Here is a 24,166-nt window from a genome sequence, read left to right as displayed (position 1 = left end):
TCAGGCCTCTTCGGCCATGGCGGGCGCGCGCAGCACGCGCAGCACGCCTTCCGCCCAGTCCAGCCCGATGGCGTCGCCGTCCTCGTGCGGGCGGCGGCCGTCGTTGGGCATCAGCACCGTCAGCGCCCCCACCGGCGAATCCAGGCCATACATCCATTGGCTGCCCAGGAAATAGCGCGTGCTGACCACACAGGCCAGCTTGCCCTGGCCGGCCGGCACCGGCACCAGCTTCTCCGGCCGCAACGACAGCTGCACGCTGTCGCCATGGCGCAGGCCCGCGCCGTCCACCAATACGCGCAGTGCGCCGGTTTCCACTTCGGCCTGCTCGCCGCAGCGCGTCACGCGTCCCGGCAGCAGGTTGGTCTTGCCCACGAAGCGCGAAATGAACTCGGTCTGCGGATGCTCGTACATGCGATAAGGCGCATCGACCTGCGTCGCGCGGCCGTCCTGCATCACCACCACCCGGTCGCTGATGGACAGGGCCTCGGCCTGGTCGTGCGTGACCATGACCGTGGTAGTGCCAATCTGCTTCTGGATGCTGCGCAGCTCGAACTGCATGTCTTCGCGCAGCTTGGCGTCCAGGTTGGACAGCGGCTCGTCCAGCAGCAGCACCGGCGGACGGATCACCAAGGCGCGCGCCAGGGCCACCCGCTGGCGTTGGCCGCCCGACAGTTCGCGCGGAAAGCGGTCGGCATGCTTGTCCAGCTTTACCAGCGCCAACGCCTCGCGCACCCGCGCCTGGCGTTCGGTGCGTTCGACCTTGCGCATCTTCAGGCCGAAGGCCACGTTGTCGGCCACGGTCAGATGCGGAAACAGCGCATAGCTCTGGAACACGATGCCCAGCCCGCGCGTGTTGGGCTTGGCATGCGTGATGTCGCGGCCATCCAGGGTGATGGCCCCGCGCGTCACGTCGGCAAAGCCCGCGATCATCTGCAGTGTCGTCGTCTTGCCGCAGCCGGACGGCCCCAGCAGCGACACGAATTCCCCTTTCTCGACCGCCAGGGTCAGGTCCGACACGACCCGCAGGTCGCCGTAATTCTTGGAGACGTTATCCAACCGCAAAAATGACATAGTCCAAACCCCGTGGCCCGATGAGGAGCGGTGCACGGACCTGCCAGCCACCCGGCCGCCCGCAGCGTATTCGATGGGGCAGTCTAGGAGTCGCCAAAAAGGGCGGTCAATTAGGGTTTTCCGAAGAATCGAATTTTCTAGATATTATTTCCGTATAGCTGAATTTTTTGATAAAAATGCATCTATATATTTTGATTATCGGAATTGAATGATGAAGAAATCAGAAGCCGTAGAAGATTCCAGCGGTCAGGGCGTGCTGCAGCGCGCCTTTGCCGTGGTGCGCGCGCTGGCCGACGCCAAGGGCGAAAAACTGCGCCTGACCGACATCGCCGCCCGCACCGGCCAGGCCCAGGCCACCGTCCACCGCGTGCTGCAAGGGCTGGTGCAGGAAGGCATGGTCGAGCAGCCCGCGAACAGCAAGGGCTACCAGCTCAGCGTCGCCTTCTTTTCGCTGGCCGCGGCCGCCGGCAACCACCAATCCACCCTGCGCTCGATCTACCGCCCCGCCATGCTGCGCCTGTGCGGGATGCTCAACGACACCGTCTTCCTGCTGGTGCGCAGCGGCTTTGACGCCGTCTGCCTGGACCGCGTCGACGGCGCCTTTCCGGTGCGTTCGCACACCGGCGACATCGGCGGCCGCGTGCCCCTGGGCCTGGGCCAGGGCGGCCTGGTCCTCCTGGCCAACCTGCCGCCCGCCGAGCGCGAAGAAGTGCTGCGCTTCAACATCCCGCGCCTGCACCACCTGGGCTTCGTCGACGAAATCTCGATGCGCGTCGGCATCAAGGAATGCCTGGAACAGCAGTACGCCCGCAGCAAAGGGCAGGGCGTCTTCCCCAACATCGCCGGCCTGGCCGTGCCCGTCCACGACGCGGGCGGCACTACCGTCGCCGCGCTCAGCATCGCCGCCCCCATCGAACGCATCAGCGACGAACGCCTGCCCCTGATCGTAGAAATCCTGCGCCGCGAAGCCGCCGGCATCAGCGCCCAGATCAACCCCTTCGACCCCGCGCTGCGCCGCCCCAGCCAGTTCCTGGGCACGGGCAATCGCGAGGCTTAGGCTATTGACCGCCAGCACCGCCAAGGCACCCGCCGTCTATGCCGCCTGCGTCCAGGAGGCCTGGATCAACCTTGAGCGGCTTCTCCATGGAAAAAGCCGCCCGCAAATGCCTGTGACGGCCGGGCGGCTTGTCTGGACAGGGCGGCGCTGCGCCGCCTTGTCACAACAGCATCACACGGGATAAGTCCCCGGCAGCAGGATGCTCCGATCCCCCACCTCGATACTGCGACGGCCGCAAAGCGCCATCGTCGTATCCATTTCCTTGTACAGGATCTCCAGCACGCGGCGCACGCCGTCCTGCCCATAGGCGCCCAGGCCATACAGGAAAGCGCGCCCGATCATCGCGCCGCGCGCGCCCAGCGCCACGGCCTTCAGGATGTCCTGGCCGGAACGCACGCCGCCGTCCATCCAGACTTCGATCTTCGAGCCCACCGCATCCGCGATGCCCGGCAGCGCCGCGATCGACGACATCGCGCCGTCCAGCTGGCGTCCGCCGTGGTTGCTGACGATCAGCGCGTCCGCGCCGCTGTTGGCCGCCAACTGCGCATCCTCGACATCCAGGATGCCCTTGATGATCAGCTTGCCGCCCCAGCGCTGCTTGATCCATTCCACGTCGTCCCAGCTCAGGCGCGGATCGAACTGCTCGGCCGTCCACGCCGACAGCGACGACAGATCGCTCACACCCTTGGCGTGGCCCACGATGTTGCCGAACGTGCGGCGCTTGGTGCCCAGCATGCCCATGCACCAGCGCGGCTTGGTCGCCAGGTTGATCAGGTTGCGGATCGTGGGCTTGGGCGGCGTCGACAGCCCGTTCTTGATGTCCTTGTGGCGCTGGCCCAGGATCTGCAGGTCCAGCGTCAGCACCAGCGCCGTGCAGCCGGCCGCCTTGGCGCGGTCGATCAGGTTGGCCACGAACTCGCGGTCGCGCATCACGTACAGCTGGAACCAGAACGGCTTGCCGGTGGCCGCGGCCACGTCTTCGAGCGAGCAGATGCTCATCGTGGACAGCGTGAACGGCACGCCGAATTCCGCCGCCGCCTTGGCCGCCAGGATCTCGCCGTCGGCATGCTGCATGCCCGTCAGGCCCGTGGGCGAAATGGCCAGCGGCATCACCACGTCATGGCCCACCAGCGTCGTGCGCAGCGAGCGGCCTTCCATGTTCACCGCCACGCGCTGACGCAGCTTGATCTTCTGGAAATCGCTTTCGTTGGCGCGGTACGTGCCTTCCGTCCAGGCGCCCGAATCGGCGTAGTCGTAGAACATGCGCGGCACGCGCTTTCGCGCAATAGCGCGCAGGTCTTCGATGCAGGTGATCGTGGAGAGATTAGCGGTCATGATTATTTTTCTGGGAGAAGGGGGACGCGTCCCAGAGCAGCCCGCCTGCTGCGCGAACGCCCCGCGCGTCAATGCGCACCCGCCGTCCGCGCAAGGCGGCGACGCCCTGCGGCGCCGCCCAGTATACGCGCCGGGGCCGGCAAGCGCCCCTTGCCGGCCCCGGTTTTCCCCTGCGAACGGGCCTTGCCTGCGCCCGCCGGCGCCCCCGCCCCTAGCGCGGCCAGACCTTGCTGACCGCGCGGATCGTGGCCCATGCGACCCAACGCGGGCTGGTCAGGCGCGCCCCCGGCAAGCGCCGCAGCACGTCCACCGCCAGGCCGCCGCGGCGGTGCCATTCCTTCTTGCGGGTCTGGCTGTCGGTCCAGCGTCCCTCCAGCCACGGGAATTCGCGCCGCCCCGGCTTGTAGACCGGCGGGGTGTTGTAGATCAGGATGTACGCCAGCCGCGGTTGCGGCGAGGTATTGGCCCCCGTGAAATGCAGCGTGCGCGCATCGTGAACGGTGCAGCCGCCTGGCTGCAGCGGTTCGGGCACGGCCTGGTCGCGGGGGAAATCCGCGCAGCATTCCAGCGGATGCAGCGTCTTGTCGCCGCCCGGCGAGCGGTGTTCCAGCACGTCACCCCTGTTCGATCCCGGAATGAACTGCATGCAGCCGTTTTCCAGCGTGGCCGGCTGCAGGGCCAGCCAGATGCTCAGCTCGTTGTAGACGAAGTCAGGCGAGCGGAACGCCTCGTCCTGGTGCCACGGCGTCTCCGGTCCATTCAAGGCCGGCTTGAGCAGCGCGTGCTCGCCATACAGCGCGGCGTCTTCGCCCAGCAGCTGGCGCGCCAGTTCCAGCGTACGTTCGTGATAGCTGGTCTTCAGCAGGCCCGGGGCATAATGTCGCGGATCGTGCAAACTGGGAAACTTGGCCGGCTTGGAAGGGTCGTCGCGACTGATGAAGTCGTATTGGGCCCCCTCGTTGTATCCGGTCTTGTTCGCGAACAGTTCCAGCAGCGTGCGCCGGATGTACCCCACTTCATCCGGCGGGCACATGTCCGGCAGGGCCAGGTAACCCTGGTTCCTGTAGCGCGCTGTTTCTGCTTCCGACAACAAACTGGTCTCTTCCATAATGGCTTCTCCAAGCATTGCTTGCGGGTGTCCCCGTTGGCACGTTTTGACATGTGCTCTAACGTATCGCTTCGATGCCCAGAGGGCCTATCGATCATCCGCTGTAGTCGGAATCGCCTAGGGCCGCTCAATACGCAAAGGCTCTAGTGCACCGGCGCGCTGCGACGCATCATCCGAAGGAATTTCCATGCAAGACCCTCATCCCGACACCCATATCGAAACCGTCCATGTCACCGTCAGCGGCACCGTCCAGGGCGTGGGCTACCGCCACGCAGCCGTGCGGCGCGCCCACCTGCTGGGCGCCAGGGGCTGGGTGCAGAACATGCTGGACGGCACGGTGGAAGCCCTGGTGCAGGGCACGCCCGACCAGGTGGATCACATGCTGGAATGGCTGCGGCGCGGCCCCCCGGGGGCCTATGTCGCCGAGATCACCACGCGCCGGGAGTACACCGACAAGCGCTACGCGCACTTCGAACAGCTATAGGCGTCGCCCCGTATGGCGGGCGCAGGCTTAAGCCTGTCATCCAAAAGCGGGAATGAGGGAAGGATGAGTTCGCCAGGCTGAGTTCAGCATACCGACCGCGTGCCCGCGTCATCGGTCCACGTCAACGGTCCACGTCATTGGCCCGCGCCAACGGACCCGCCCGGGACCAACCTGGGGCCGCCCACCGGCGGCCGGCTTCAGCGGCTGCGCAGCCAGCGTCCGCCGACCTGGTTGATGATCAGGCCCGCCAGTACGCCGCCCGCCCCCAGCCATTGCAGCGGTTGCAGTTGCTCGCCGAAAGCCATGGAGGCGGCCCACAGCCCCACCACCGGTACCAGCAGCGAGAACGGCGCGATCTTGGCGGCAGGGTGGCGCGTCAGCAGCTGGGTCCATAGCGTATAGGCCAGCAGGGTAGCCAGCACCGCCAGGTACAGCACCGACAGGGCCTCGCCCCAGCCGATGCCGGTGATCATGCCCACCACGGGTTCCCAGCCGTCGGCCAGCACGGCCAGTGCCAGGAATGGCAGCACCGGTGCGGCGCTGCTCCAGGCAATGAAGGCAAAGGGGTCGTAGCCCGGCGACTTGCGGCTGGCCAGCCGCACGATCATGTTCGACACGGCCCACATGAACGCGCCGCCCAAGGTCAGTGTGAATCCCAGCATGGTCATCTGGCCGGGGCCTTCACCGCGACCCGCGGCGATAACGGCCAGCCCCACCGCGGCCACGCCCAATCCGACCCAATGATGGCTGCGCGCGCGTTCGTGCAGCACGGGCGCGGCCAGCAGCAGCGTGAAGAATGCCTGGGTCTGGATCACCAGCGACGCCATGCCGGCCGGCATGCCGAATTTCAGCGCCGTGAAGAGCAGGCCGAACTGGCCCAGCCCCTGCACCAGCCCATACGCCGCGATCCACTGCCACGGCAGGCGCGGCGGCCGCAAGAACAGCACCAGGGGAAAGGCGGCCAGCGCGAATCGCAGCGCGCCCAGCATCATGGGAGACAGGCCTTTGAGGCCGATCTTCATGACGACGAAGTTCAGGCCCCAGATCACCACTACCGCCAAAGCGCAGAGATAATCTTTCCTGGAGAGGTGGGTCGCGGACATGCGTCATTATCGCATCGCGGGCCCTTCCGCGCAGGCCAAATCAGCGGCTTGCGAGCACCTTTTTGAAGGCCTCGATGGCGGTATCGATATCGTGGTCGTCGATGTGGCGATGCGTCACGCAGCGCAGCCGCGTGCGGCCCCACGGACGCGTCAACAGGCCCGCGGCTTCCAGCGCCGTCACCCAGGTCGCATTGCTCATGCCCGTATCGGTGGTCTCGACCTGCACGATGTTGGTCTGCGGCACCGTCGCCGACAGGGCCGGGTCCAGGCGGTTCAGGCCGTCGCTGAGACGGCGCGCCCGCGCATGGTCTTCGGCCAGGCGGCCGCCCATGGTCTGCACGCCTTCCAGCCCGGCGGCGGCCATGATGCCGGCCTGGCGCTGCGTGCCCCCCAGCATGCGGCGCAGCACCCGCGCCCGCGTCATGACCTGGCGCGGCCCCGACAGCACGGCGCCCACCGGCGCGCTCAGGCCCTTGGACAGGCACAGCGACACCGTATCGGCATGGCGGGCGATCTCGATCGGCTCCACGCCCAGCGCCACGGCGGCGTTGAACAGGCGGGCGCCGTCCAGGTGCACCGCCACGCCGCCGGCATGCGCCAGCGCATATACCGCCTGCATGTGATCCAGCGGCAGCACGGTGCCGCCGGCATTGTTGTGCGAGGTTTCCACCGCCACCAGCGACGTCTTGAGCTTGTGGCCGCCGGACTGCAATGCATCTTCCAGGCGGTTCAGGTCCATGGCGCCGTCGGTACCGGGCACGCCCTGGTAGAACAGGCCGGTGAAGGTCGCCGCGCCGCGCTCCGAGGTGTACATGTGCGCGGCGGACTCCAGCACCACCTGTTCGTTGCGCTGGGTCTGCGCCAGCACGGCCAGCAGGTTGGCCATGGTGCAGCTGGGCACGAACAGCCCGGCTTCCTTGCCCAGCCGCGCCGCCACATGGGCTTCCAGCGCCCGCACGCTCGGGTCGCCGTCCAGCCCGTCGTCGCCGATCGGCGCCGTGCGCATGCGCTCGTACATGGCCGCGGTGGGCTGGGTCACCGTGTCGCTGCGCAGGTCGACAAGTGCGCGGGAATGGTCGACGGGGATCCGCTGGGTCATAACAATCAATGCTGCAAAATTTTGGAAAGGAATTGACGCGTGCGAGCTGCCCGCGCTTCTACATTGCCGAAGAATTCTTCTTTGACGCAGTCTTCGACGATCTTGCCGCCGTCCATGAAAATCACACGGTCGGCCACGCGGCGGGCAAAGCCCATTTCGTGGGTCACCACCATCATCGTCATGCCTTCGCCGGCCAGATCGGTCATCACGTCCAGCACCTCGTTGACCATTTCCGGGTCCAGCGCCGAGGTCGGTTCGTCGAACAGCATCACGACCGGATCCATGGACAGGGCGCGCGCGATCGCCACGCGCTGCTGCTGGCCGCCCGACAGTTCACCAGGGTGCTTGTCCTTGTGCGCCGACAGGCCCACCCGCTCCAGCAGCGACAGCGCTCGCACGCGGGCCTCGTCCTTGCTGCGCTTCAGGACCTTGACCTGGCCCAGGCACAGGTTTTCCGTCACCGTCAGGTGCGGGAACAGCTCGAAGTGCTGGAACACCATGCCGGCCACCGAACGCAGCTTGGGCAGATTGGTGCGCGGGTCACCCACCTGGATGCCGTTGACCGTGATCTCGCCCTTCTGGAAAGGCTCCAGCGCGTTGACGGTCTTGATCAGCGTGGACTTGCCCGACCCGGACGGGCCGCACACCACCACGACTTCGCCGCGGCCGACCGTGGTGCTGCAGTCATCCAGTACCTGGAAGTCGCCGTACCATTTGCTGACCTGCCGGATCTCGATCATCGGGGGGTTCGAAGAGAGTTGCATCGTTGGACCTGTGGATAACCTGGGGCGCCTAGCGCAGCACCCGGACGCGCTTTTCCAGCCGTTTGACCAGACGGGATGCCGTGAAGCAGATCACGAAATACACCACCGCCACGAAGAGATAGAGTTCCACCAGCCGGCCGTCGCGCTGGCCGATCTTGGAAGCCGCGCCCAGGAAGTCCGTCAGCGACAGCACGTATACCAGCGACGTGTCCTGGAACAGGATGATGACCCGCGTCAGCAACGCCGGCACCATGTTGCGCACGGCCTGCGGCAGGATCACGTAGCGCATGCCTTGCCAGTGGTTCAGGCCCAGCGCCATGCTGGCCGACACCTGGCCGCGCGCGATCGACTGGATGCCGGCGCGCATGATCTCGCAGAAGTACGCCGCTTCGAACAGCGTGAACGTGACCACCGCCGAATTGAACGCCCCCACGCGCAGCGGGGTGGGCGAGCCGACGATCCAGGCGGCGATGTACGGCATCAGGAAGTAGAACCAGAAGATCACCAGCAGCAGCGGCACGGAACGCATCACGTTCACGTAGATGCCCGCCGGCACCGACAGGAATTTGTAGCGCGACAGCCGCATCATCGCCAGCAAGGTGCCCAGCGCCAGCCCCATCACCGCCGCCAGCAGCGTCAGGGTCAGCGTGAAGGTCATGCCGGTCTGGAACAGGTACGGCAGTGCGCTGCCGATGACGTCGAAATCGAATTTGCCCATGGCTGCCCCTAGCGTCCGTTCTTGGTCGCCGCGCCGATCAGGCCGGGGACCGCCACGTGGCGTTCAAGCATGCGCATGCCGAACACGACGATGCCGTTCAGGATCAGGTAGATCACCGTCGCGGCCGAGAAGGCCTCGAAGATGTGGAAGCTGAACTCCGCCATGGAACGGGACTGCCCCGTCAGCTCCAGCAGGCCGATGGTCAGCGCCACCGACGAATACTTGACCGTGCCCATGAACTCCGACGTCAGGGGCGGCAGCACGATGCGATAGGCCTCGGGCAGGATGATGTAGCGGTACACCTGCACTTCGGTCAGGCCCAGCGCCGTGCCTGCCTGGAACTGGCCGCGCGGCAGCGACTGGATGCCGGCGCGCAGTTGCTCGGCCACGCGCGCCGAGCCATAGAAGCCCAGGCACAGCACGGCCGGCACGAACTGCCCCCAGGGCTGCGGCATCTGCTTCATCGCCAAGCCCCAGGCGTGCGGCAGCAGTTCGGGCAGCACGAAATACCACAGGAACATCTGCACCAGCAACGGCACATTGCGGAAAATCTCGACATAGGTCGCGCCCACGGCATTGGCCACGCGCGACGAGGCGGTGCGCAGCACGCCCAGACAGGAGCCAAGCAGCAGGGAGAACACCCATGCCGTCAGCGCCAGCGCCAGGGTCCAGCCCACGCCGATCAGGATGGTTTCCAGGAAGGTATGCACGCCGTCGGGCGACATCTCCAGGAAGACGCTCCAGCTCCAGTTGTAATTCATGCTTTCGGACCTGTAGAACTGAAAGAAGGCGCCGGCGGGCGGCGCCCTTGCCCCAACAACGCCGCGGCGCCCCCAACAGGGCGTCCGCGGCGAGCCGGCTTATTCGTAAGCCTTGGGGTCGCCCGAGTCCGTCGGATGGGCCAGCGCGCGCTTGAGCGCATCGCTCATCGGATACTTCAGGTTGATCTGCTTGGGCGGGATCGGCGAATTGAAGTACTTCTCGTAGATCGCCGCGACGCGGCCGTTCTTGATCAGCTCCAGCACGGCCTCGTCCACCACCTTCTTGAAGGCGGTGTCATCCTTGGGCTGCATGATGCCGTAGGGCGCCAGTTCCAGGCCCTTGGTGCCGATCACGAAGGCGTCGGGATTCTTGGACGAAGCCACGGCGCCGTAGGCGATGCCGTCGTCATTGGCCGAACCCGCGGCGCGGCCCGACTCCACCATCAGCAGCGTTTCCGCCGTATCCTTGGTGGGTGCCATGGTGATGCCCAGGTTGCCCTCGGCGTTCAGGCGCGAGATCAGCTTGAACGTCTGGCCGCCGGCCTGGGCCGCGATCGACTTGCCGCGGAACGAGGCCAGGTTGTTCGGGTCCACGCCGCCGTCCTTGCGCGCCACCAGCACCACTTGGGCCACGAAGGTCGTGGGCGCGAACGACACCAGCTTGTGGCGTTCGACGTTATTGGTGGTGTTGCCGCATTCCAGGTCGATGGTGCCGTTGGCCAGCAACGGGATCCGGGTCGCGGAAGTGGTGGGGTTGTAGCGCACGTCCAGCTTGGGCAGCTTGAGCGCGGTTTTCACGTACTGGGCGATTTCCTGGCAGATCTCGACCGTGTAGCCCACCGGCTTCTGGTTGCCGTCCAGGTAGGCGAACGGCACCGACGTTTCGGGGTGGCCAATGGTGATAACGCCGGTTTCGCGGATCTTGTCCAGGCGGCTGGGGCCTTCGGCATGGGCGGTGGCGCTGCCAAGCAGGGCAGCGGCGACCGAGATCGCGGCAAGTGCTTTCATCGTATTCCCTTGGCGCCTTGCGAGCGGCGCGTGTTTATGTTCACGAACAGCGGTGCCAAACTGCATGCATACCGCCGCGTCCCGCGATGAGCCCCGCGGCTGGCAAAAAGTATCAACTAGCGTTATGGTTTTATCCAGTTCCAATCGGGTATTCCTCTATACGGATTTGATATGGCCATTACACGAATGGGCTTGCGGCACATCGAGGCTTTCCGAGCCGTCATGATGACCGGCTCCATGACCGCCGCCGCCAGGCGAGTGCATACCTCGCAGCCGCACGTTAGCCGCTTAATTGGGCAATTGGAAGCAATCACCCAGTTTCCCCTGTTCGACCGCAACGGCAGCCGCCTGACGCCCACCCAGGACGGCTCGCGCTTCTTTCAAGAGGTGGAAAAGACCTTCATCGGCCTGGCCGGCCTGGAATCGGCGGCCGCCAGCATTCGCTCGTTCAGCGCCAGCCGCCTGAGCGTAGCGGCCATGCCGCGATTGGCCGGGGGCCTGCTGGCCCGCATCGTGGCTGCTTTCAAGACCGAATACCCGGATGTCATGGTGTCGATCCACTCCGGCAACGCCAGCGCGGTGCATAACTGGATCAGCTCCGGATTCTGCGACACCGGGCTGGCAATGCTGTCCGGGGATTCGCCCGGCATCCAGGTCGAACCGGTGCTGACCATGAATTGCGTGGCGGTGCTGCCCAAGGGCCACCGGCTGACCAAGCTGAAAAAGCTGAAACCGGCCGATTTCGCCGGCGAACCCTTCATCGCCTTCCCCAGCGCCACGCCGCTGCGGGAAAAGATCGACGCGGTTTTCAGGGCCGCCAAGGTCGAGCGCCAGACCGTGGCCGAGGCCGGGCTGGGCTCGTCGGTTTGCGCGCTGGTCGGCGCCGGGCTGGGCGTGGCCCTGATCAACCCCCTGGCCGCGCGCGAGGAATACGAGGTCAACGGCGTGGAAGTCCGCCCCTTCAGCCCCGCCGTGCCGGTCACGGTCGCATTGCTATACCCGCCGTACCATACCCGTACCCGCCTGGTCAGCGTGTTCTCACGCTACGCCCACCAGCTGATGCAGGAAGAAATGGCCGACCTGAAGGCCCGGCCGGCGCGCTGACGGCTACGGGTTCCGGCCCTGGGCCGGTGCGCCATCCAGGTAGGCCTGGCCCCCGCAGCTGGACAACGACCCGGCGCACCGCTGGCTGCGCCAGACGATCAAGCGGGTGTGCGCGGCGCCTCAGGCCGAGTAAGCGTGGCAGCGGCAGGCGTGCGCAGGTCCAGCCACGCCACCAGCAGCAAGCCGCCCGCCAGCCCCAGGTGCTCGAAAAAGGCGTTGGCGGCCATGAAGCGTTCCTGCCCGGCCGGCATCTCCCAGTAGCGCAGCGCAAGCCCCGTCGCCGCCAGCGTGAAGCCGGCCAGGGCAACCGCTCCCAACCAGCGCAGCCTTCCGCTCAGGATCAGGCCGGACGCCACCAGTTCCAGCGCAATGACCAGCACGGCAAACAGCGGTTCGGGCGCCAGGCCGAAATGCGCCATCTCGCGCAACGCGCCCGGAAAGTCCGTGAGCTTGACCCAGCCACCTTGCAGATAGGCCGCGCACAGGCCCAGATAGGCCAGGAACCGCACGACGCCGGAACCGAACAGCGGCCGGGCCAGGCCGGCCAGCCGCCGCTCCCATTGAAAGGTCGCGTTCATCGCCCGCCTCCTTAAACCGCCCAGCACGCGCAACCCAGCGCGCCGAAAAAGCCCTGCAGATCGGAACTGGGCGCTTTCGCGGCCCACGCCTTGGCATGGTCGTGGCCGTGCACGCCGCAGGCGCTGGCGCAGCCGCAGGCAGCCATATTGCGGTAGCCCAGCGAATTGCGGCCTGCCCCGTCGGGGTCGCCCCAGGCGGCGTAGCCGCCGAACAGGCGCGTGGGCGACCAGTCCGGCATGGCGGGGGGCAGCGGGTTCTCGTCCAGCGGCCCGAAGTCACCGCCACCGTAGACCACGCGACCGCCAACTACGGTCAGGTCCGAGGTCAGGAACGAGATATCGTCTTCGGCGCAGCTGAAATAGTCTTTGCTGGGCACGATGAAGTCGGCCAGCTGGCCGGCCTGGATGCGGCCGCGCTTGCCTTCCTCGTTCGAGAACCAGGCGACGTTCTCGGTCCACATGCGCAGCGCCGTCTCGCGGTCCAGGCAGTTGCGCGCGGGATACAGGCGCGTGCCGCCCACGGTCTTGCCCGTGATCATCCAGGCCAGCGACACCCAGGGGTTGTACGAGGCGACGCGCGTGGCGTCGGTGCCTGCCGACACTTTCACGCCCCGCTGCAGGATCTTGGCCACGGGCGGCGAGGCCTCGGCGGCGGCCGCGCCGTAGCGTTCGATGAAGTACTCCCCCTGGTAAGCCATGCGATGCTGCACGGCGATGCCGCCGCCCAGCGCGGCGATACGGTCAATCGACTTGTCGGAAATGGTTTCCGCATGGTCGAAGAACCAGTTCAAGCCCGTCAGCGGCGTGTCCTGGTTCACCTTCTCGAACACGTCCAGCGCGCGCGAGATGGTCTCGTCATACGTGGCATGCAGGCGCCACGGCCAGCGGTTCTGCGCCAGCACCCGCACCACTTCTTCCAGCTCGCCCTCCATTTCGGGCGGCATGTCGGGACGCTCCACGCGAAAGTCCTCGAAGTCCGCCGCCGAGAACACCAGCATTTCGCCCGCCCCGTTGTGGCGGAAGTAGTCGGTGCCTTGCTTGTACTTCACGCTGGAGGTCCACTTCAGGAAGTCTTCCTTTTCCTGCTTGGGCTTCTGCGTGAACAGGTTGTAGGCCAGGCGCACCGTCATCTGGCCGTCGTCCGCCAGCTTCTGGATGACGGCGTAGTCGTCGGGATAGTTCTGGAAGCCGCCACCGGCGTCGATCACGCCGGTCACGCCCAGGCGGTTCAATTCCCGCATGAAATGGCGCGTCGAGTTGAGCTGATAGTCAAACGGCAGCTTCGGGCCCTTGGCCAGCGTGGCATACAGGATGGTCGCGTTGGGCTTGGCCAGCAGCAGCCCGGTGGGGTTGCCCTGACCGTCGCGGATGATCTCGCCGCCGGGCGGGTTGGGCGTGGTCTTGGTATAGCCCACGGCGCGCAGCGCGGCGCCATTGAGCAGGGCGCGGTCGTACAGGTGCAGGATGAACACCGGCGTGTCCGGCGCAATGGCGTTGATCTCGTCGATGGTCGGCAAGCGCTTCTCGGCGAACTGGTGTTCGGTAAAGCCGCCCACGATCCGCACCCACTGCGGGGCCGGCGTAATGGCCACCTGGCGCTTGAGCATGCCCATGGCATCGGCCAGCGAACGCACGCCATCCCAACGCAGCTCCATGTTGTAGTTCAGGCCGCCGCGCACCACGTGCGTGTGGTTGTCGAACAGCCCGGGCAGCACGCCGCGGCCTTTCAGGTCGATGCGCCGGGCGGCGGAACCGGCCAGCGCCATGACCTCGGCATCGGTGCCGACGGCAATGAAGCGGCCGTCCTTGATCGCCACCGCGCTGGCCTGTGGCCTGGCGCGGTCCAGCGTGGTGATACGGCCGTTGTAGAAGACAACGTCCGGGGCAGCGTTTGCAGTATTTGGCATGGGGGAATCTCCTTGGGATCGGGCAATGGCGTGGGTGCCCAGCAAGCTGTTGAGCGCGAGTGTAGAAGCAGCACCGATGAGATCGCGACGGGTAGGCATACGAAATTCCTTGGGTGCGTGGAGGGGTCAGCCTTCGGCCTTGTCCCCGGCGTTGTCCTTTTCCTGGCGGCCGGGCAATTGCCCGAAGACATGACGCGCCGCCTGTTCCTTGTTGCAGGCGGCGACAAACGCGGTGCCACTGAGCAGCTGCTTGCCCACCGGCACGAGCTGCTCGCCCACCAGGATGCCGAGCAAGCCGATCAACGCCACCAGCGGCGGGGCCGGAGACCGCACCTGCAACAGGCTGTACACCACGCCGACCAGCAGGCCGGCGCCAAGGGAAAGCAGATAGATCTTCATGGGTGTCCTCGCAGGATGGATAGGGTCAGGCATGCGTGTCGGCCAACAGGACTTCGGCGTCGTCCAGGGCCATGATGCGTAAGTCGGTTTCATCGTGAATGGCAACACCGTCGCCGCCATCCACGACGATGTCATTGACGGTCAAGCGCCCCTTGGCGGCCACCAGGTAACCGCGACGCGCCCCTTGCGCGAAGCGGTAGGTAGCCGCTTGCCCGGCCTTCAGCGCAACCGCCAGCACGCGTGCGTCGCTGCGGATGGGCAAGGCGTCGTCATCGCCCTGCATGCCGCTGGCCAGCGTAATGAACTGGCCGTCGCAAGCCTCTCGGGCAAAGCTCTTTCGGCCCCAGCTCGGCGGCACACCGCGGCGGTCCGGCTCGATCCAGATCTGGAACACCCGCGCCGGTCCGCCTTCCATGTTGAACTCGGCGTGCGTCACGCCGCTGCCCGCGCTCATCACCTGCACATCCCCAACCCGGGTACGCCCGCGGTTGCCCAGATCGTCTTCGTGCGTCAGCGCGCCTTCGCGCACGCAGGTGATGATCTCCATGTCCGTCTGCAGCAAAGCGGGAAAGCCCGCGCCCGCCGCAATCGTCTCGTCGTTCCAGGCACGCAGCGCCCCCCAGCGCAACCGCGCGGGGTCCTGACAGCCCACGAACGAGAAATGGTGTTTGGCATCGAGCCAGCCGCGGCGGGTGTGGCCCAGGGTTTCAAGCGGTCGGCGTTCAATCATGGCTGGCCTCCTTGGATATCAGTGTTTCAACGCCAGGAAGTGATGCACTTCCGGTTTGCCGGGCCCCGCATGAAAGCGCAGCGCTTCGGCCTGCAGGTCGGCATCGGCATGCGATACCCGGTGATGCTGGCGCAGGTGTTCGGCCCACGACTCCACGAAGAACCACTCCACCACGCGCTGCGGGTCGTTGGTGTGCTCGACCACGCCCCAGGCATAGGCGCCATCGCGCAACCGCTCCTGCGACAGGCGCTTCATCGCGTCCAGAAACGCCGCACGATCTTCCTGGCGAATGCGGTATTCCACCTGCACCAGCACCGGCCCGCGGTCATTGGCCACCGACTCCGCAACCAGCGGCTCGGGCCAGTGGTTGGACGCCTGCAGATCCACTTCCCCCACAGGCAGGCGGACACGGTGGAACAGCAGCGCCACCACGACCAGCCCCGCGGCACTGACCGCCAAGGCGTACGGCACGCCGATCTCGCGGGCCACCAGGCCCCAGCCCAGGCTGCCGGCCGCCATCGCGCCGTTGAACACCATCAGGTACACCGCCAGTCCGCGGCCGCGCACCCAGTTGGGCAGAATGGCCTGGGCCACACTGTTGAACGTCGTGAGCGCGGTGATCCAGCCCATGCCCAGCAACACCAGCAGCGGCACGGCCAGCCACTTGGGCGGGGCAAACACCAGCATTGCCATGACGGCCGCACTGACCACCGAGGCCAGCAGCACCAGCCCATCCGTATCCAGGTGCGCGCTCACCCGGGGCATCACCAGCGCGCCGACGATTGCGCCCGCGCCCACCGCACCCAGCAACACGCCATAGAAGCCGGCGGTGCCCCCCAGCATCTGCCGCGCCACCAGGGGCAGCAGGGCCCATACGGCACTGGCGAACAGGAAGAACACGGCGGCGCGCAGCAACACGCGGTGCAGTTCCTTGCTGGCCCGCGTATAACGCAGACCGGCACGAAACGCCCCCAGGAAATTCTCCGACAAAGCGCTGTCGGTCGCGGCCGGGCGCTTCCACCAGAGCAACGCGGCAATGACGAAGACGTAGCTCAGTACATCCATGCCATAGGTCACCGCCGCGCCAAAGCTGGCCAGGATCAGGCCGCCCGCGGCCGGGCCGATAGCGCGGGCAATGTTGATGCCCAGCGAATTCAGCGCCACCGCACCTTTCAGGTTCTCGCGCGGCACCAGCTCGGGCACGATGGCCTGCCAGGTGGGCCCCATCAGGGCGGCACCGATACCGCCCACGAAGGTCAGTGCAATCAGGTAATCCACCGTCAATGCGCCGAAGTGCGACAACACCAGCAGCGTGCCGCTGACCGAAGCCAGCAGCAGCTGCACGACAATCAGAAAGCGGCGACGGTCCAGGATGTCCGACAGCACGCCGGCCGGTATCGCCAACAGAAAGATCGGCAGCGTCGCCGCCGTCTGGATCAAGGCCACGGCCGTGGGGCTGGCCGACAGGTCCGTCACCAGCCAGGAGCTGGCCACGTCGCGCATGAAGCTGCCCACGTTGCCCAGCACCGTGGCTGCCCACAGCACCGCGAACACGGGTTGGCGCAGCGACGCGAAACTGCCCCCGGTGGATTGGATCTTCTGGTCAGCCACGGCAAGCTCCTGGAGTCGGTGTACCTGGTGAATTACTTGGCCGGATTGGGGCCGATGCGCTCACCGTGCTGGACACGCTCGGCCAGCTTGTGGACGTGGGTCACGGCGTAGTCGATGCCCATGCCGTACGCACCGGAGTGTTCCTTGACGATGGCGGTGACGGCGTCATAGGTTTCCTTGCGGGCCCAGTCGCGCTGCCATTCCAGCAACACTTGCTGCCAGGTCACCGGCACCACGCCGGCCTGGATCATGCGGTCCATGGCGTACTTGTGCGCATCGGCCGAGGTACCACCCGAGGCGTCGGCCACCATGTAGATTTCGTAGTCGCCCTCCAGCATGGCGCACAGGGCGAACGTGGTGTTGCAGACTTCGGTCCACAGGCCTGCCACGATGACCTTCTTGCGGCCATTGGCGGCCAGCGCGTCGCGCACGTTCTGGTCGTCCCACGAGTTCATCGAGGTGCGTTCCAGGATCTTGTTGTCCGGAAACACGGCCAGCAGTTCAGGGAAGGTATTGCCCGAGAAGCTCTCGGTTTCCACGGTGGTGATGGTGGTCGGGATGTTGAAGGTGCGCGCGGCCTTGGCCAGGCCCACCACATTGTTCTTCAGCGTCTGGCGGTCGATCGACTGCACACCGAACGCCATCTGCGGCTGCTGGTCGATGAAGATGATCTGGCTGTTCTCGGGGGTCAGGACTTCGAGGTATTTGCGGTTCGACATGGCGGGTCTCTCTTTTAAGGAATCGGTCTAGGAATGCGACGGGGTGAATTCGGTTACTTGGCAGGCCATCCGGGCCTGCACCGTCAGTGGTGGCGCAAGGGCCGCTTGGGGCTTTCCGTTTGCGCTGTCTGTCGGTAGAGGCATAGTAGGGACCGGTCCGCCCGCTGAGAATCCGCCGCGCGGAATTCCATCCATTCCATTTTTTGCATGATCCCCATGGCGGAGCGGTATTGGGTGATCCTTTACAAGGCGTTCTTGTGTGGGCAATAGGCAGCCGCTATCATCGGCGCGAACTGATACGCAAGGGTTCATGATGAATAAACTGCCCGATCTGGAAGGGTGGGCGATCTTCGCCAAGGTCGCCGAGACCGGGTCGTTCGCCAAGGCCGCTGCGGAGCTTTCCGTGGCTCAGGCCACGGTTTCCAAGACCATCACCCGGCTGGAAACGCGCATGAAGACCACGCTGTTCCACCGCACGTCGCGCAGCATGACCCTGACCGAGTCCGGCTATGCGGCGCTGGAACGCGCGGCCCGGATTCTCGAGGAAGGCGAGGCGGTCGAGGCCGAGGTGACGGAAAAGTCCACCAGCCTGCGCGGCAAGATCCGCCTGGCCGCGCCCATGTCGTTCGGCGTCACCCATCTGGCCCCGATGCTGCCGCCCTTCATGCAGGCGCATCCCGACGTGGGCCTGGAGATCGAATTCAACGACAAGCAGGCCGACCTGGTCTCCGAACGTTTCGATCTGGCGCTGCGCATCTCCAACCTGGTGGACTCGACCTTGCTGGCACGGCGCCTGTGCTCGGTGCGCATCCTGCTGGTCGGCGCGCCGGGTTACTTCAAGCGCGCGGGCAAGCCCAAGCACCCCCGCGACCTGGCGCAGCACAACGCGCTGCAATACATGTACGCCCGCAACGGCGCGAGCTGGCGCTTTCGCCACGAGCAACACGGCGAGTTCTCGCAAGCCTTGCCGATCCACCTGAACGTGAACAACGCCGAGGCCCTGGCGCCGGCGCTACGGGCCGGCATGGGCCTGGCGCTGCAACCGGAATTCCTGGCCTGGGAAGACCTGCAATCCGGCGCGCTGGAAACCGCCATGGATGACTGGCAGGTGGACCCGATCGCCCTGCACATCGTCACCCCGCCGGGGCGGCGGCGGCCGGCGCGGGTGCAGGCGTTGATCGAATATCTGGCGCAGCGCCTGACGGCGGAGCCGTGGGCCAGCGACGTGCAGGGATAGCCGCGCAGACGGGCCAGAGCAATGAAAAAGGGGCTGCGTATGCAGCCCCTTTTGATGACATCGCGAGGTCCGGACAGACGCCGGGCATCCGCCGGACCGTCGGCAATCACACGTCGATGTTGCCCGCCGACAGCGCGTGCGCTTCGATGAAGTTGCGGCGCGGTTCCACGTCGTCGCCCATCAGCGTGGTGAAGACTTCGTCCGCCGCGATGGCGTCTTCGATCTGCACGCGCAGCAGCCGGCGCACCTTCGGGTCCATCGTGGTTTCCCACAGCTGTTCCGGGTTCATTTCGCCCAGACCCTTATAGCGCTGCTTGGAGATGCTGCGATCGGCTTCGCTGCGCAGCCATTGCATGGCTTCGCGGAAGTCGGACACGACCTGTTCCTTGCGCTTGTCGCCTTCTCCGCGAGCGGCCAGCGAGCGCGGACCGACCTTGCCCAGGAAACTCTTGGCGGCGCGCGACAGCACGGCGTAGTCGGAACCGTTGACGAAGTCGGCGTCGATGATGCTGACGCGCACGTTGCCGTGGTGCATGCGCTGCACCGACAGGCGGTGGCGTTCGGTGGCGGCATCGAACTCCGGCACCACTTCGACGCCGTTGCCGCTGACCGGATCGCGCATGGCATCAGCCAGGCGGCGCGCGGAATCAGCGGTGGACTCGGCCGTATCCAGGTTGATCTCGACGCCTTCGGCCATGGCCGACAGCGCGGCCACGTCGAACACGCGAGCCAGGCGGGCCATCACGCCGTCGGCGGCCACGTACTGGCGCGCCAGGTCGCTCAGTTCTTCGCCGCGGATGATGTTGCCGCCCGAGATGATCTCGGCGTCTTTCAGGGCCAGCTGCAGCATGAACTGCGCTTCTTCCTGGGCGTCCTTCAGATAGCGTTCTTCACGGCCGACCTTGACCTTGTACAGCGGCGGCTGCGCAATGTAGACATAGCCGCGCTGCACCAGCTCCGGCATCTGACGGTACAGCAGCGTCAGCAGCAGGGTACGGATGTGCGCGCCGTCGACGTCCGCGTCGGTCATGATGATCAGGCGGTGGTAGCGCAGCTTGTCGACGTTGAAGTCGGGGCCGATGCTGGTGCCCAGCGCGGTGATCAGGGTGGCGATCTGTTCGCTTGCGATCAGGCGGTCAAAGCGCGCCTTTTCCACGTTCAGAACCTTGCCGCGCAGCGGCAGGATGGCCTGGAACTTGCGATCGCGGCCTTGCTTGGCCGAACCGCCTGCGGAGTCACCCTCGACGATGTATAGCTCGCACAGCGCCGGGTCTTTTTCCTGGCAGTCGGCCAGCTTGCCGGGCAGGCCCGCGCCTTCCAGCACGCTCTTGCGGCGCGTCATTTCGCGCGCCTTGCGCGCGGCTTCGCGGGCACGGGCGGCTTCGACGATCTTGTTGCACAGCGCCTTGGCGTCGTTCGGATGTTCGAGCAGCCAGGTTTCCAGCGTGCGGGCCACGGCTTCTTCGACGGCCGGGCGCACCTCGCTGGAGACCAGCTTGTCCTTGGTCTGGCTGCTGAACTTGGGCTCGGGCACCTTCACCGACAGCACGCAGGCCAAGCCTTCGCGCATGTCGTCGCCGGACGTCTCGACCTTGGCCTTCTTGGCCAGTTCGTTGTCGGCGATGTACTTGTTCAGGATGCGGGTCATCGCCGCGCGCAGACCGGTCAGGTGCGAGCCGCCGTCGCGCTGCGGAATGTTGTTGGTGAAGCACAGCACGCTTTCGCTGTAGCTGTCGTTCCACTGCATCGCCACTTCCACGCCCACCGACACGCCACCGGCAGCGGACTCGGTGGTGACCGAGAACACGTTCGGATGCAGCACGGTCTTGGTGCGGTTGATGTATTCGACAAAGCCCTTCACGCCGCCGGAGAACGCGAAATTCTCTTCCTTGCCCTGGCGCTGGTCGATCAGGCGGATCTTGACGCCGTTGTTCAGGAACGAGAGCTCGCGCAAGCGCTTGGAGAGAATCTCGTAGTGGTATTCGATGTTGTTGAAGATGATCGGGTCGGCCAGGAAGCGCACTTCCGTGCCGCGCATGTCCGTCGTACCCGTCACCGCCAGGGGAGCCACGCGGGCGCCTTGGCGGAATTCCATCTGGTGCACCTGGCCGTTGCGGCGGATGGTCAGCCGCAGCCATTCGGACAGTGCGTTCACGCACGAAACGCCCACGCCGTGCAGGCCGCCGGACACCTTGTACGAGTTCTGGTCGAACTTGCCGCCGGCGTGCAGCTCGGTCATGACGATTTCGGCCGCGCTGCGGTGGAATTCGTCGTCCTTGTGGATATCCGTGGGGATGCCGCGGCCGTTGTCCGTGACCGAGATCGAGTTGTCGGTGTGGATCGTGACGACGATGTCGTCGCAATAGCCGGCCAGCGCTTCGTCAATGGCGTTGTCGACGACTTCGAACACCATGTGGTGCAAGCCGGTGCCGTCGGACGTGTCCCCGATGTACATGCCGGGGCGCTTGCGCACGGCCTCCAGCCCCTTGAGCATCTTGATCGAGTCGGCGCCGTAGCCGCCGTTCTCGGGAGTGGTGTTCTGCTGATCTGACATGTCTGTATCGATAACGCTTTAAAGAACGGCCTGGCGGCCGGACCGCCGACGAGCCGTAAGGCCCGCGGCGGCACAAACCCACATCGGCGCGGATTTAGATCCGCATGGGCATGACGACGTATTTGAACTGGTCGTCTTCGGGCAGGGTGATGAGCGCCGATGCGTTGGCATCGGGCATGACCGACCACTGGATGTTGTCCACCTTGACGTTGGCCAGCACGTCGAGCAAATAGCCGACGTTAAAGCCCACGTCCAGCGGTTCGTGGCCATAGTCGATGTCGATTTCTTCCTGTGCCTCTTCTTGCTCGGCGTTCGAGGACGATATCTTCATCTGGTTCTGCGCCAGCTGCAGGCGCACACCCTTGAACTTGTCGGTGGTGAGAATGGCCGCGCGTTGCAGGCTGCCCTGCAGCGCCTCGCGGCCCACCAGGAAGTGGCGCGAGTAGTTCGTCGGGATCACGCGGGTGAAATCGGGGAACTTGCCTTCGACCAGCTTGGACACGAGTTCGACGTCGCCGAAGCGGAAGCGGATCTGGCCCGGCGCCACGTCGATCGACACGATTTCGTCGGAGTCTTCCAGCAGGCGCTGCATTTCGAGCACGGTCTTGCGCGGCACGATCACTTCGTGGCGTTCGCTGATGCCGTCTGCTTCGGTGGAGCAGTGGGCCAGGCGGTGACCGTCGGTGGCGACCGCGCGCACACGGCCCGGTTCAAACACCAGCAGCATGCCGTTCAGGTAGTAGCGGATGTCCTGTTGGGCCATGGCGAAGTGCACCATGTTGAACAGGTGGCGCAGCGTGCGTTGCGGCATGGTCAGCGACACGTCCCACTGCTCGGGCTGAGCCACGGTGGGGAATTCGCTGGCGGCCAGCGTCTGCAACGCAAAGCGGCTCTTGGCCGACTGCACCGACAACTTGTTGCTGGCCAGCGCCAGGCGCACGTCGCCCGTATCGGGCAGGGCCTTCAGGATGTCCAGCAGCTTGCGCGCCGCGACCGTGGTGGACTCGTTGTCCTGGCCCACGCCGAAGTCGGCATGCGTCGTGATCTGTACTTCGAGGTCGGTCGCAATGAAGGCAACCTTGTTGCCTTCCTTGCGCATCAGGATGTTCGCCAGGATGGGCAGGGTATGGCGTCTTTCGACGATGCCCGCCACGGTCGACAGCGGTTTCAGCAATGCATCGCGTGTGGTTTGTACGAGTTGCATGGTCATCCTTTTAGAGTTTGTTCCAACACGTGCAGGGTATGGTTGAGCTCCGCTTGCTTTGCGCGGGCGTCGGAAATCTTGCGTACGGCGTGCAGCACGGTGGTGTGATCACGGCCACCGAACAAATCGCCGATTTCCGGCAGGCTTTTCTGGGTCAGCTCCTTCGCCAGGTACATAGCGACCTGGCGCGGCAACGCGATATTGGCCGGCCGGCGTTTCGAATACATGTCGGCCACTTTGATCTTGTAGAAGTCCGCCACCGTCTTCTGGATGTTTTCCACGGTGATCTGTCCGTTGGACACGGACAGCAGATCCTTCAGGGCTTCCTTGCAGACGTCGACCGTCAGTACGTCGCGGCCATGGAAGCGGGCGTAGGCCAACACCTTGCGCAACGCGCCTTCCAGTTCGCGCACGTTGCTGCGCAGGTGCTTGGCGATGAAGAACGCCACTTCCTCGGGCATGGGCACGCCTTCGGACTCGGCCTTGCGCAGCAGGATCGCCACGCGCATCTCGAGTTCGGGCGGCTCGATCGCGACCGTCAGGCCGGAGTCAAAGCGCGAGATCAGGCGGCTGTCGATGCCGGACAGTTCCTTCGGGTACGTATCGCTGGTGATGATGATCTGCTTGCGCTGCGCGACCATCGCCTCGAACGCATAGAAGAATTCTTCCTGCGTGCGGTTCTTGCCGGAGAAGAACTGGATATCGTCGATCAGCAGCAGGTCCAGCGAGTGGTAGTAGCGCTTGAAATCGTCGAACGCCTTGCGCTGGTACGCCTTGACCACGTCGGACACGTATTGGTCGGCATGCACATAGCGCACGCGCACCCCGGTGCCCGCCGCCACCATGGCATTGCCGATGGCGTGGATCAGGTGGGTCTTGCCCAGGCCCACGCCGCCGTACAGGAACAGCGGGTTGTAGGACGTGCCCGGGTTTTCCGCCACCTGCAGCGCGGCGGCGCGCGCCAGCTGGTTGGCCTTACCCGTCACGAAATTCTCGAACGTCAGGTCGGTGTTCAGGCGCGAGCGCTCGTACACGATGTTCGCGGCATCCGCGCTGACCGCGGCCGCCCCGGCGCTGGGCGCAGCGGGTGCGGCCGGCTGCGCGGCCATGGCGGGCGGCGGCGCGCCGCCTGAAGGCGTGGCACCGGACAGTGGCGTTTGCGCGGGCTGCTGGGCGCGCACGGGCGCGACCGGCATGCGGGGCGCGGCGCCCTGCGACGGCAACTCGAACAGGACCTGTACCGGACGCTCGAACCACTCCGCGGCCAACGCTTCAATCTGGTGGGAGAAATTCTTGCGCACCCAGTCCAGCTTGAACCGATTGGGGGCAGCAACGCGCAGCACCGCCTGCGTCTCGTCATACGCAAGCGGGACCAGCGGTCGTATCCACGCGCTGATTTGTTGGGGGGGGAGTTCCTGCTCAAGACGACTGACGCAGGTCTGCCAGAATTCTTTCATGTCGCTCTTATTCAAACCTCGATTCTACCTTGCCTGGGCATGGGTTATCCACAGGGTAGGGTGTAAGCTTGCACATCCCGCCAGCTTAACTGTTTGACAAGACAGGGAAAACTTGCTGAAATGGTGGGCTTTTCCGAATTCTGTCTGTCAGAAGGTTT

The 24,166-nt window shown here is 65.5% G+C and carries 22 protein-coding genes; 4 read left to right on the top strand and 18 right to left on the bottom strand.

Annotation, left to right across the window (positions count from 1 at the left end; translation table 11 throughout):
• On the bottom strand, positions 1-1,071 hold the full coding sequence (locus tag A9974_RS02425) for an ABC transporter ATP-binding protein (RefSeq protein WP_183002554.1): 1,071 nt from the start codon (positions 1,069-1,071) through the stop codon (positions 1-3).
• Positions 1,072-1,282: 211 nt separating this feature from the next.
• On the opposite strand from A9974_RS02425, the gene A9974_RS02420 reads away from it, so the two are divergent.
• Complete coding sequence (locus tag A9974_RS02420; protein ID WP_183002571.1) at positions 1,283-2,128, top strand: IclR family transcriptional regulator; 846 nt, start codon at positions 1,283-1,285, stop codon at positions 2,126-2,128.
• Positions 2,129-2,299: 171 nt separating this feature from the next.
• Here A9974_RS02420 and A9974_RS02415 read toward each other — a convergent pair whose 3' ends face one another.
• Both A9974_RS02415 and A9974_RS02410 read right to left on the bottom strand, forming a co-directional pair.
• Complete coding sequence (locus A9974_RS02415; RefSeq protein WP_183002553.1) at positions 2,300-3,463, bottom strand: alpha-hydroxy acid oxidase; 1,164 nt, start codon at positions 3,461-3,463, stop codon at positions 2,300-2,302.
• A gap of 211 nt (positions 3,464-3,674) precedes the next feature.
• Entirely contained in the window at positions 3,675-4,571 is an 897-nt protein-coding gene (locus A9974_RS02410) for a phytanoyl-CoA dioxygenase family protein (protein WP_183002552.1), read from the bottom strand.
• Between the two features lie 187 nt (positions 4,572-4,758).
• On the opposite strand from A9974_RS02410, the gene A9974_RS02405 reads away from it, so the two are divergent.
• Positions 4,759-5,055 carry an acylphosphatase gene (locus A9974_RS02405; protein ID WP_183002551.1) on the top strand — a complete coding sequence of 99 codons (297 nt, stop codon included), beginning with the start codon at positions 4,759-4,761 and terminating at the stop codon, positions 5,053-5,055.
• A gap of 197 nt (positions 5,056-5,252) precedes the next feature.
• Here A9974_RS02405 and A9974_RS02400 read toward each other — a convergent pair whose 3' ends face one another.
• The 6 genes from A9974_RS02400 to A9974_RS02375 form a co-directional block, all read right to left on the bottom strand.
• Complete coding sequence (locus A9974_RS02400; protein WP_183002550.1) at positions 5,253-6,158, bottom strand: EamA family transporter; 906 nt, start codon at positions 6,156-6,158, stop codon at positions 5,253-5,255.
• Positions 6,159-6,198: 40 nt separating this feature from the next.
• A complete protein-coding gene (locus tag A9974_RS02395) occupies positions 6,199-7,257 on the bottom strand; it encodes a low specificity L-threonine aldolase (RefSeq protein ID WP_183002549.1) in 1,059 nt (352 codons plus the stop codon).
• 5 nt (positions 7,258-7,262) lie between these two features.
• Entirely contained in the window at positions 7,263-7,997 is a 735-nt protein-coding gene (locus A9974_RS02390; RefSeq protein ID WP_183002570.1) for an amino acid ABC transporter ATP-binding protein, read from the bottom strand.
• 52 nt (positions 7,998-8,049) lie between these two features.
• On the bottom strand, positions 8,050-8,739 hold the full coding sequence (locus A9974_RS02385; protein WP_183002548.1) for an amino acid ABC transporter permease: 690 nt from the start codon (positions 8,737-8,739) through the stop codon (positions 8,050-8,052).
• A gap of 8 nt (positions 8,740-8,747) precedes the next feature.
• Entirely contained in the window at positions 8,748-9,500 is a 753-nt protein-coding gene (locus A9974_RS02380; protein ID WP_183002547.1) for an amino acid ABC transporter permease, read from the bottom strand.
• Between the two features lie 99 nt (positions 9,501-9,599).
• Positions 9,600-10,508 carry an amino acid ABC transporter substrate-binding protein gene (locus A9974_RS02375; protein WP_183002546.1) on the bottom strand — a complete coding sequence of 303 codons (909 nt, stop codon included), beginning with the start codon at positions 10,506-10,508 and terminating at the stop codon, positions 9,600-9,602.
• A 171-nt stretch (positions 10,509-10,679) separates the two neighbouring features.
• On the opposite strand from A9974_RS02375, the gene A9974_RS02370 reads away from it, so the two are divergent.
• Complete coding sequence (locus tag A9974_RS02370) at positions 10,680-11,612, top strand: LysR substrate-binding domain-containing protein (RefSeq protein ID WP_183002545.1); 933 nt, start codon at positions 10,680-10,682, stop codon at positions 11,610-11,612.
• A gap of 98 nt (positions 11,613-11,710) precedes the next feature.
• Here the strand turns inward: A9974_RS02370 and A9974_RS02365 are convergent, their stop codons facing one another.
• From A9974_RS02365 to A9974_RS02340, 6 genes are all read right to left on the bottom strand, one after another.
• The gene (locus A9974_RS02365; protein WP_183002544.1) at positions 11,711-12,190 is read right to left on the bottom strand and encodes a DoxX family protein; all 480 of its coding nucleotides are present in this window, start codon (positions 12,188-12,190) and stop codon (positions 11,711-11,713) included.
• 11 nt (positions 12,191-12,201) lie between these two features.
• Positions 12,202-14,097: an amidohydrolase gene (locus A9974_RS02360; protein WP_220805813.1), complete on the bottom strand. Its 1,896-nt coding sequence runs from the start codon at positions 14,095-14,097 to the stop codon at positions 12,202-12,204.
• A 126-nt stretch (positions 14,098-14,223) separates the two neighbouring features.
• On the bottom strand, positions 14,224-14,496 hold the full coding sequence (locus A9974_RS02355; RefSeq protein ID WP_183002542.1) for a XapX domain-containing protein: 273 nt from the start codon (positions 14,494-14,496) through the stop codon (positions 14,224-14,226).
• 25 nt (positions 14,497-14,521) lie between these two features.
• Entirely contained in the window at positions 14,522-15,226 is a 705-nt protein-coding gene (locus A9974_RS02350) for a pirin family protein (RefSeq protein ID WP_183002541.1), read from the bottom strand.
• 18 nt (positions 15,227-15,244) lie between these two features.
• Entirely contained in the window at positions 15,245-16,837 is a 1,593-nt protein-coding gene (locus A9974_RS02345; protein ID WP_183002540.1) for an MFS transporter, read from the bottom strand.
• A gap of 32 nt (positions 16,838-16,869) precedes the next feature.
• Positions 16,870-17,556, bottom strand: a complete 687-nt coding sequence (locus A9974_RS02340) for a hydrolase (protein WP_175192292.1) — start codon at positions 17,554-17,556, stop codon at positions 16,870-16,872.
• Between the two features lie 313 nt (positions 17,557-17,869).
• Between A9974_RS02340 and A9974_RS02335 the strand changes: the two genes are divergently transcribed.
• A complete protein-coding gene (locus tag A9974_RS02335) occupies positions 17,870-18,793 on the top strand; it encodes a LysR family transcriptional regulator (RefSeq protein WP_183002569.1) in 924 nt (307 codons plus the stop codon).
• Positions 18,794-18,899: 106 nt separating this feature from the next.
• On the opposite strand, the gene gyrB is transcribed toward A9974_RS02335, so the two are convergent.
• The 3 genes from gyrB to dnaA all read right to left on the bottom strand — a co-directional run bounded on the left by gyrB (position 18,900) and on the right by dnaA (position 24,008).
• Complete coding sequence (gene gyrB, locus A9974_RS02330) at positions 18,900-21,347, bottom strand: DNA topoisomerase (ATP-hydrolyzing) subunit B (RefSeq protein ID WP_183002539.1); 2,448 nt, start codon at positions 21,345-21,347, stop codon at positions 18,900-18,902.
• Positions 21,348-21,441: 94 nt separating this feature from the next.
• Positions 21,442-22,551 carry a DNA polymerase III subunit beta gene (dnaN, locus tag A9974_RS02325; RefSeq protein ID WP_183002538.1) on the bottom strand — a complete coding sequence of 370 codons (1,110 nt, stop codon included), beginning with the start codon at positions 22,549-22,551 and terminating at the stop codon, positions 21,442-21,444.
• Between the two features lie 2 nt (positions 22,552-22,553).
• On the bottom strand, positions 22,554-24,008 hold the full coding sequence (dnaA, locus tag A9974_RS02320; protein ID WP_183002537.1) for a chromosomal replication initiator protein DnaA: 1,455 nt from the start codon (positions 24,006-24,008) through the stop codon (positions 22,554-22,556).
• Positions 24,009-24,166: the final 158 nt, after the last annotated feature.

The sequence above is a fragment of the Achromobacter sp. UMC71 genome, assembly GCF_014170305.1.
Classification (GTDB): domain Bacteria; phylum Pseudomonadota; class Gammaproteobacteria; order Burkholderiales; family Burkholderiaceae_B; genus Achromobacter.
The sequence above is the reverse complement of the archived record's forward strand: the minus strand, read 5'-3'. Positions and strand labels throughout refer to the sequence as shown.

Excerpts from the sequence above, each read along its gene's own strand:
- A9974_RS02425 (WP_183002554.1), bottom strand. The coding sequence starts at position 1,071 with ATGTCATTTTTGCGGTTGGATAACGTCTCCAAGAATTACGGCGACCTG.
- A9974_RS02420 (WP_183002571.1), top strand. The coding sequence starts at position 1,283 with ATGAAGAAATCAGAAGCCGTAGAAGATTCCAGCGGTCAGGGCGTGCTG.
- A9974_RS02415 (WP_183002553.1), bottom strand. The coding sequence starts at position 3,463 with ATGACCGCTAATCTCTCCACGATCACCTGCATCGAAGACCTGCGCGCT.
- A9974_RS02410 (WP_183002552.1), bottom strand. The coding sequence starts at position 4,571 with ATGGAAGAGACCAGTTTGTTGTCGGAAGCAGAAACAGCGCGCTACAGG.
- A9974_RS02405 (WP_183002551.1), top strand. The coding sequence starts at position 4,759 with ATGCAAGACCCTCATCCCGACACCCATATCGAAACCGTCCATGTCACC.
- A9974_RS02400 (WP_183002550.1), bottom strand. The coding sequence starts at position 6,158 with ATGTCCGCGACCCACCTCTCCAGGAAAGATTATCTCTGCGCTTTGGCG.
- A9974_RS02395 (WP_183002549.1), bottom strand. The coding sequence starts at position 7,257 with ATGACCCAGCGGATCCCCGTCGACCATTCCCGCGCACTTGTCGACCTG.
- A9974_RS02390 (WP_183002570.1), bottom strand. The coding sequence starts at position 7,997 with ATGATCGAGATCCGGCAGGTCAGCAAATGGTACGGCGACTTCCAGGTA.
- A9974_RS02385 (WP_183002548.1), bottom strand. The coding sequence starts at position 8,739 with ATGGGCAAATTCGATTTCGACGTCATCGGCAGCGCACTGCCGTACCTG.
- A9974_RS02380 (WP_183002547.1), bottom strand. The coding sequence starts at position 9,500 with ATGAATTACAACTGGAGCTGGAGCGTCTTCCTGGAGATGTCGCCCGAC.
- A9974_RS02375 (WP_183002546.1), bottom strand. The coding sequence starts at position 10,508 with ATGAAAGCACTTGCCGCGATCTCGGTCGCCGCTGCCCTGCTTGGCAGC.
- A9974_RS02370 (WP_183002545.1), top strand. The coding sequence starts at position 10,680 with ATGGCCATTACACGAATGGGCTTGCGGCACATCGAGGCTTTCCGAGCC.
- A9974_RS02365 (WP_183002544.1), bottom strand. The coding sequence starts at position 12,190 with ATGAACGCGACCTTTCAATGGGAGCGGCGGCTGGCCGGCCTGGCCCGG.
- A9974_RS02360 (WP_220805813.1), bottom strand. The coding sequence starts at position 14,097 with ATGCCAAATACTGCAAACGCTGCCCCGGACGTTGTCTTCTACAACGGC.
- A9974_RS02355 (WP_183002542.1), bottom strand. The coding sequence starts at position 14,496 with ATGAAGATCTATCTGCTTTCCCTTGGCGCCGGCCTGCTGGTCGGCGTG.
- A9974_RS02350 (WP_183002541.1), bottom strand. The coding sequence starts at position 15,226 with ATGATTGAACGCCGACCGCTTGAAACCCTGGGCCACACCCGCCGCGGC.
- A9974_RS02340 (WP_175192292.1), bottom strand. The coding sequence starts at position 17,556 with ATGTCGAACCGCAAATACCTCGAAGTCCTGACCCCCGAGAACAGCCAG.
- A9974_RS02335 (WP_183002569.1), top strand. The coding sequence starts at position 17,870 with ATGAATAAACTGCCCGATCTGGAAGGGTGGGCGATCTTCGCCAAGGTC.
- gyrB (WP_183002539.1), bottom strand. The coding sequence starts at position 21,347 with ATGTCAGATCAGCAGAACACCACTCCCGAGAACGGCGGCTACGGCGCC.
- dnaN (WP_183002538.1), bottom strand. The coding sequence starts at position 22,551 with ATGCAACTCGTACAAACCACACGCGATGCATTGCTGAAACCGCTGTCG.
- dnaA (WP_183002537.1), bottom strand. The coding sequence starts at position 24,008 with ATGAAAGAATTCTGGCAGACCTGCGTCAGTCGTCTTGAGCAGGAACTC.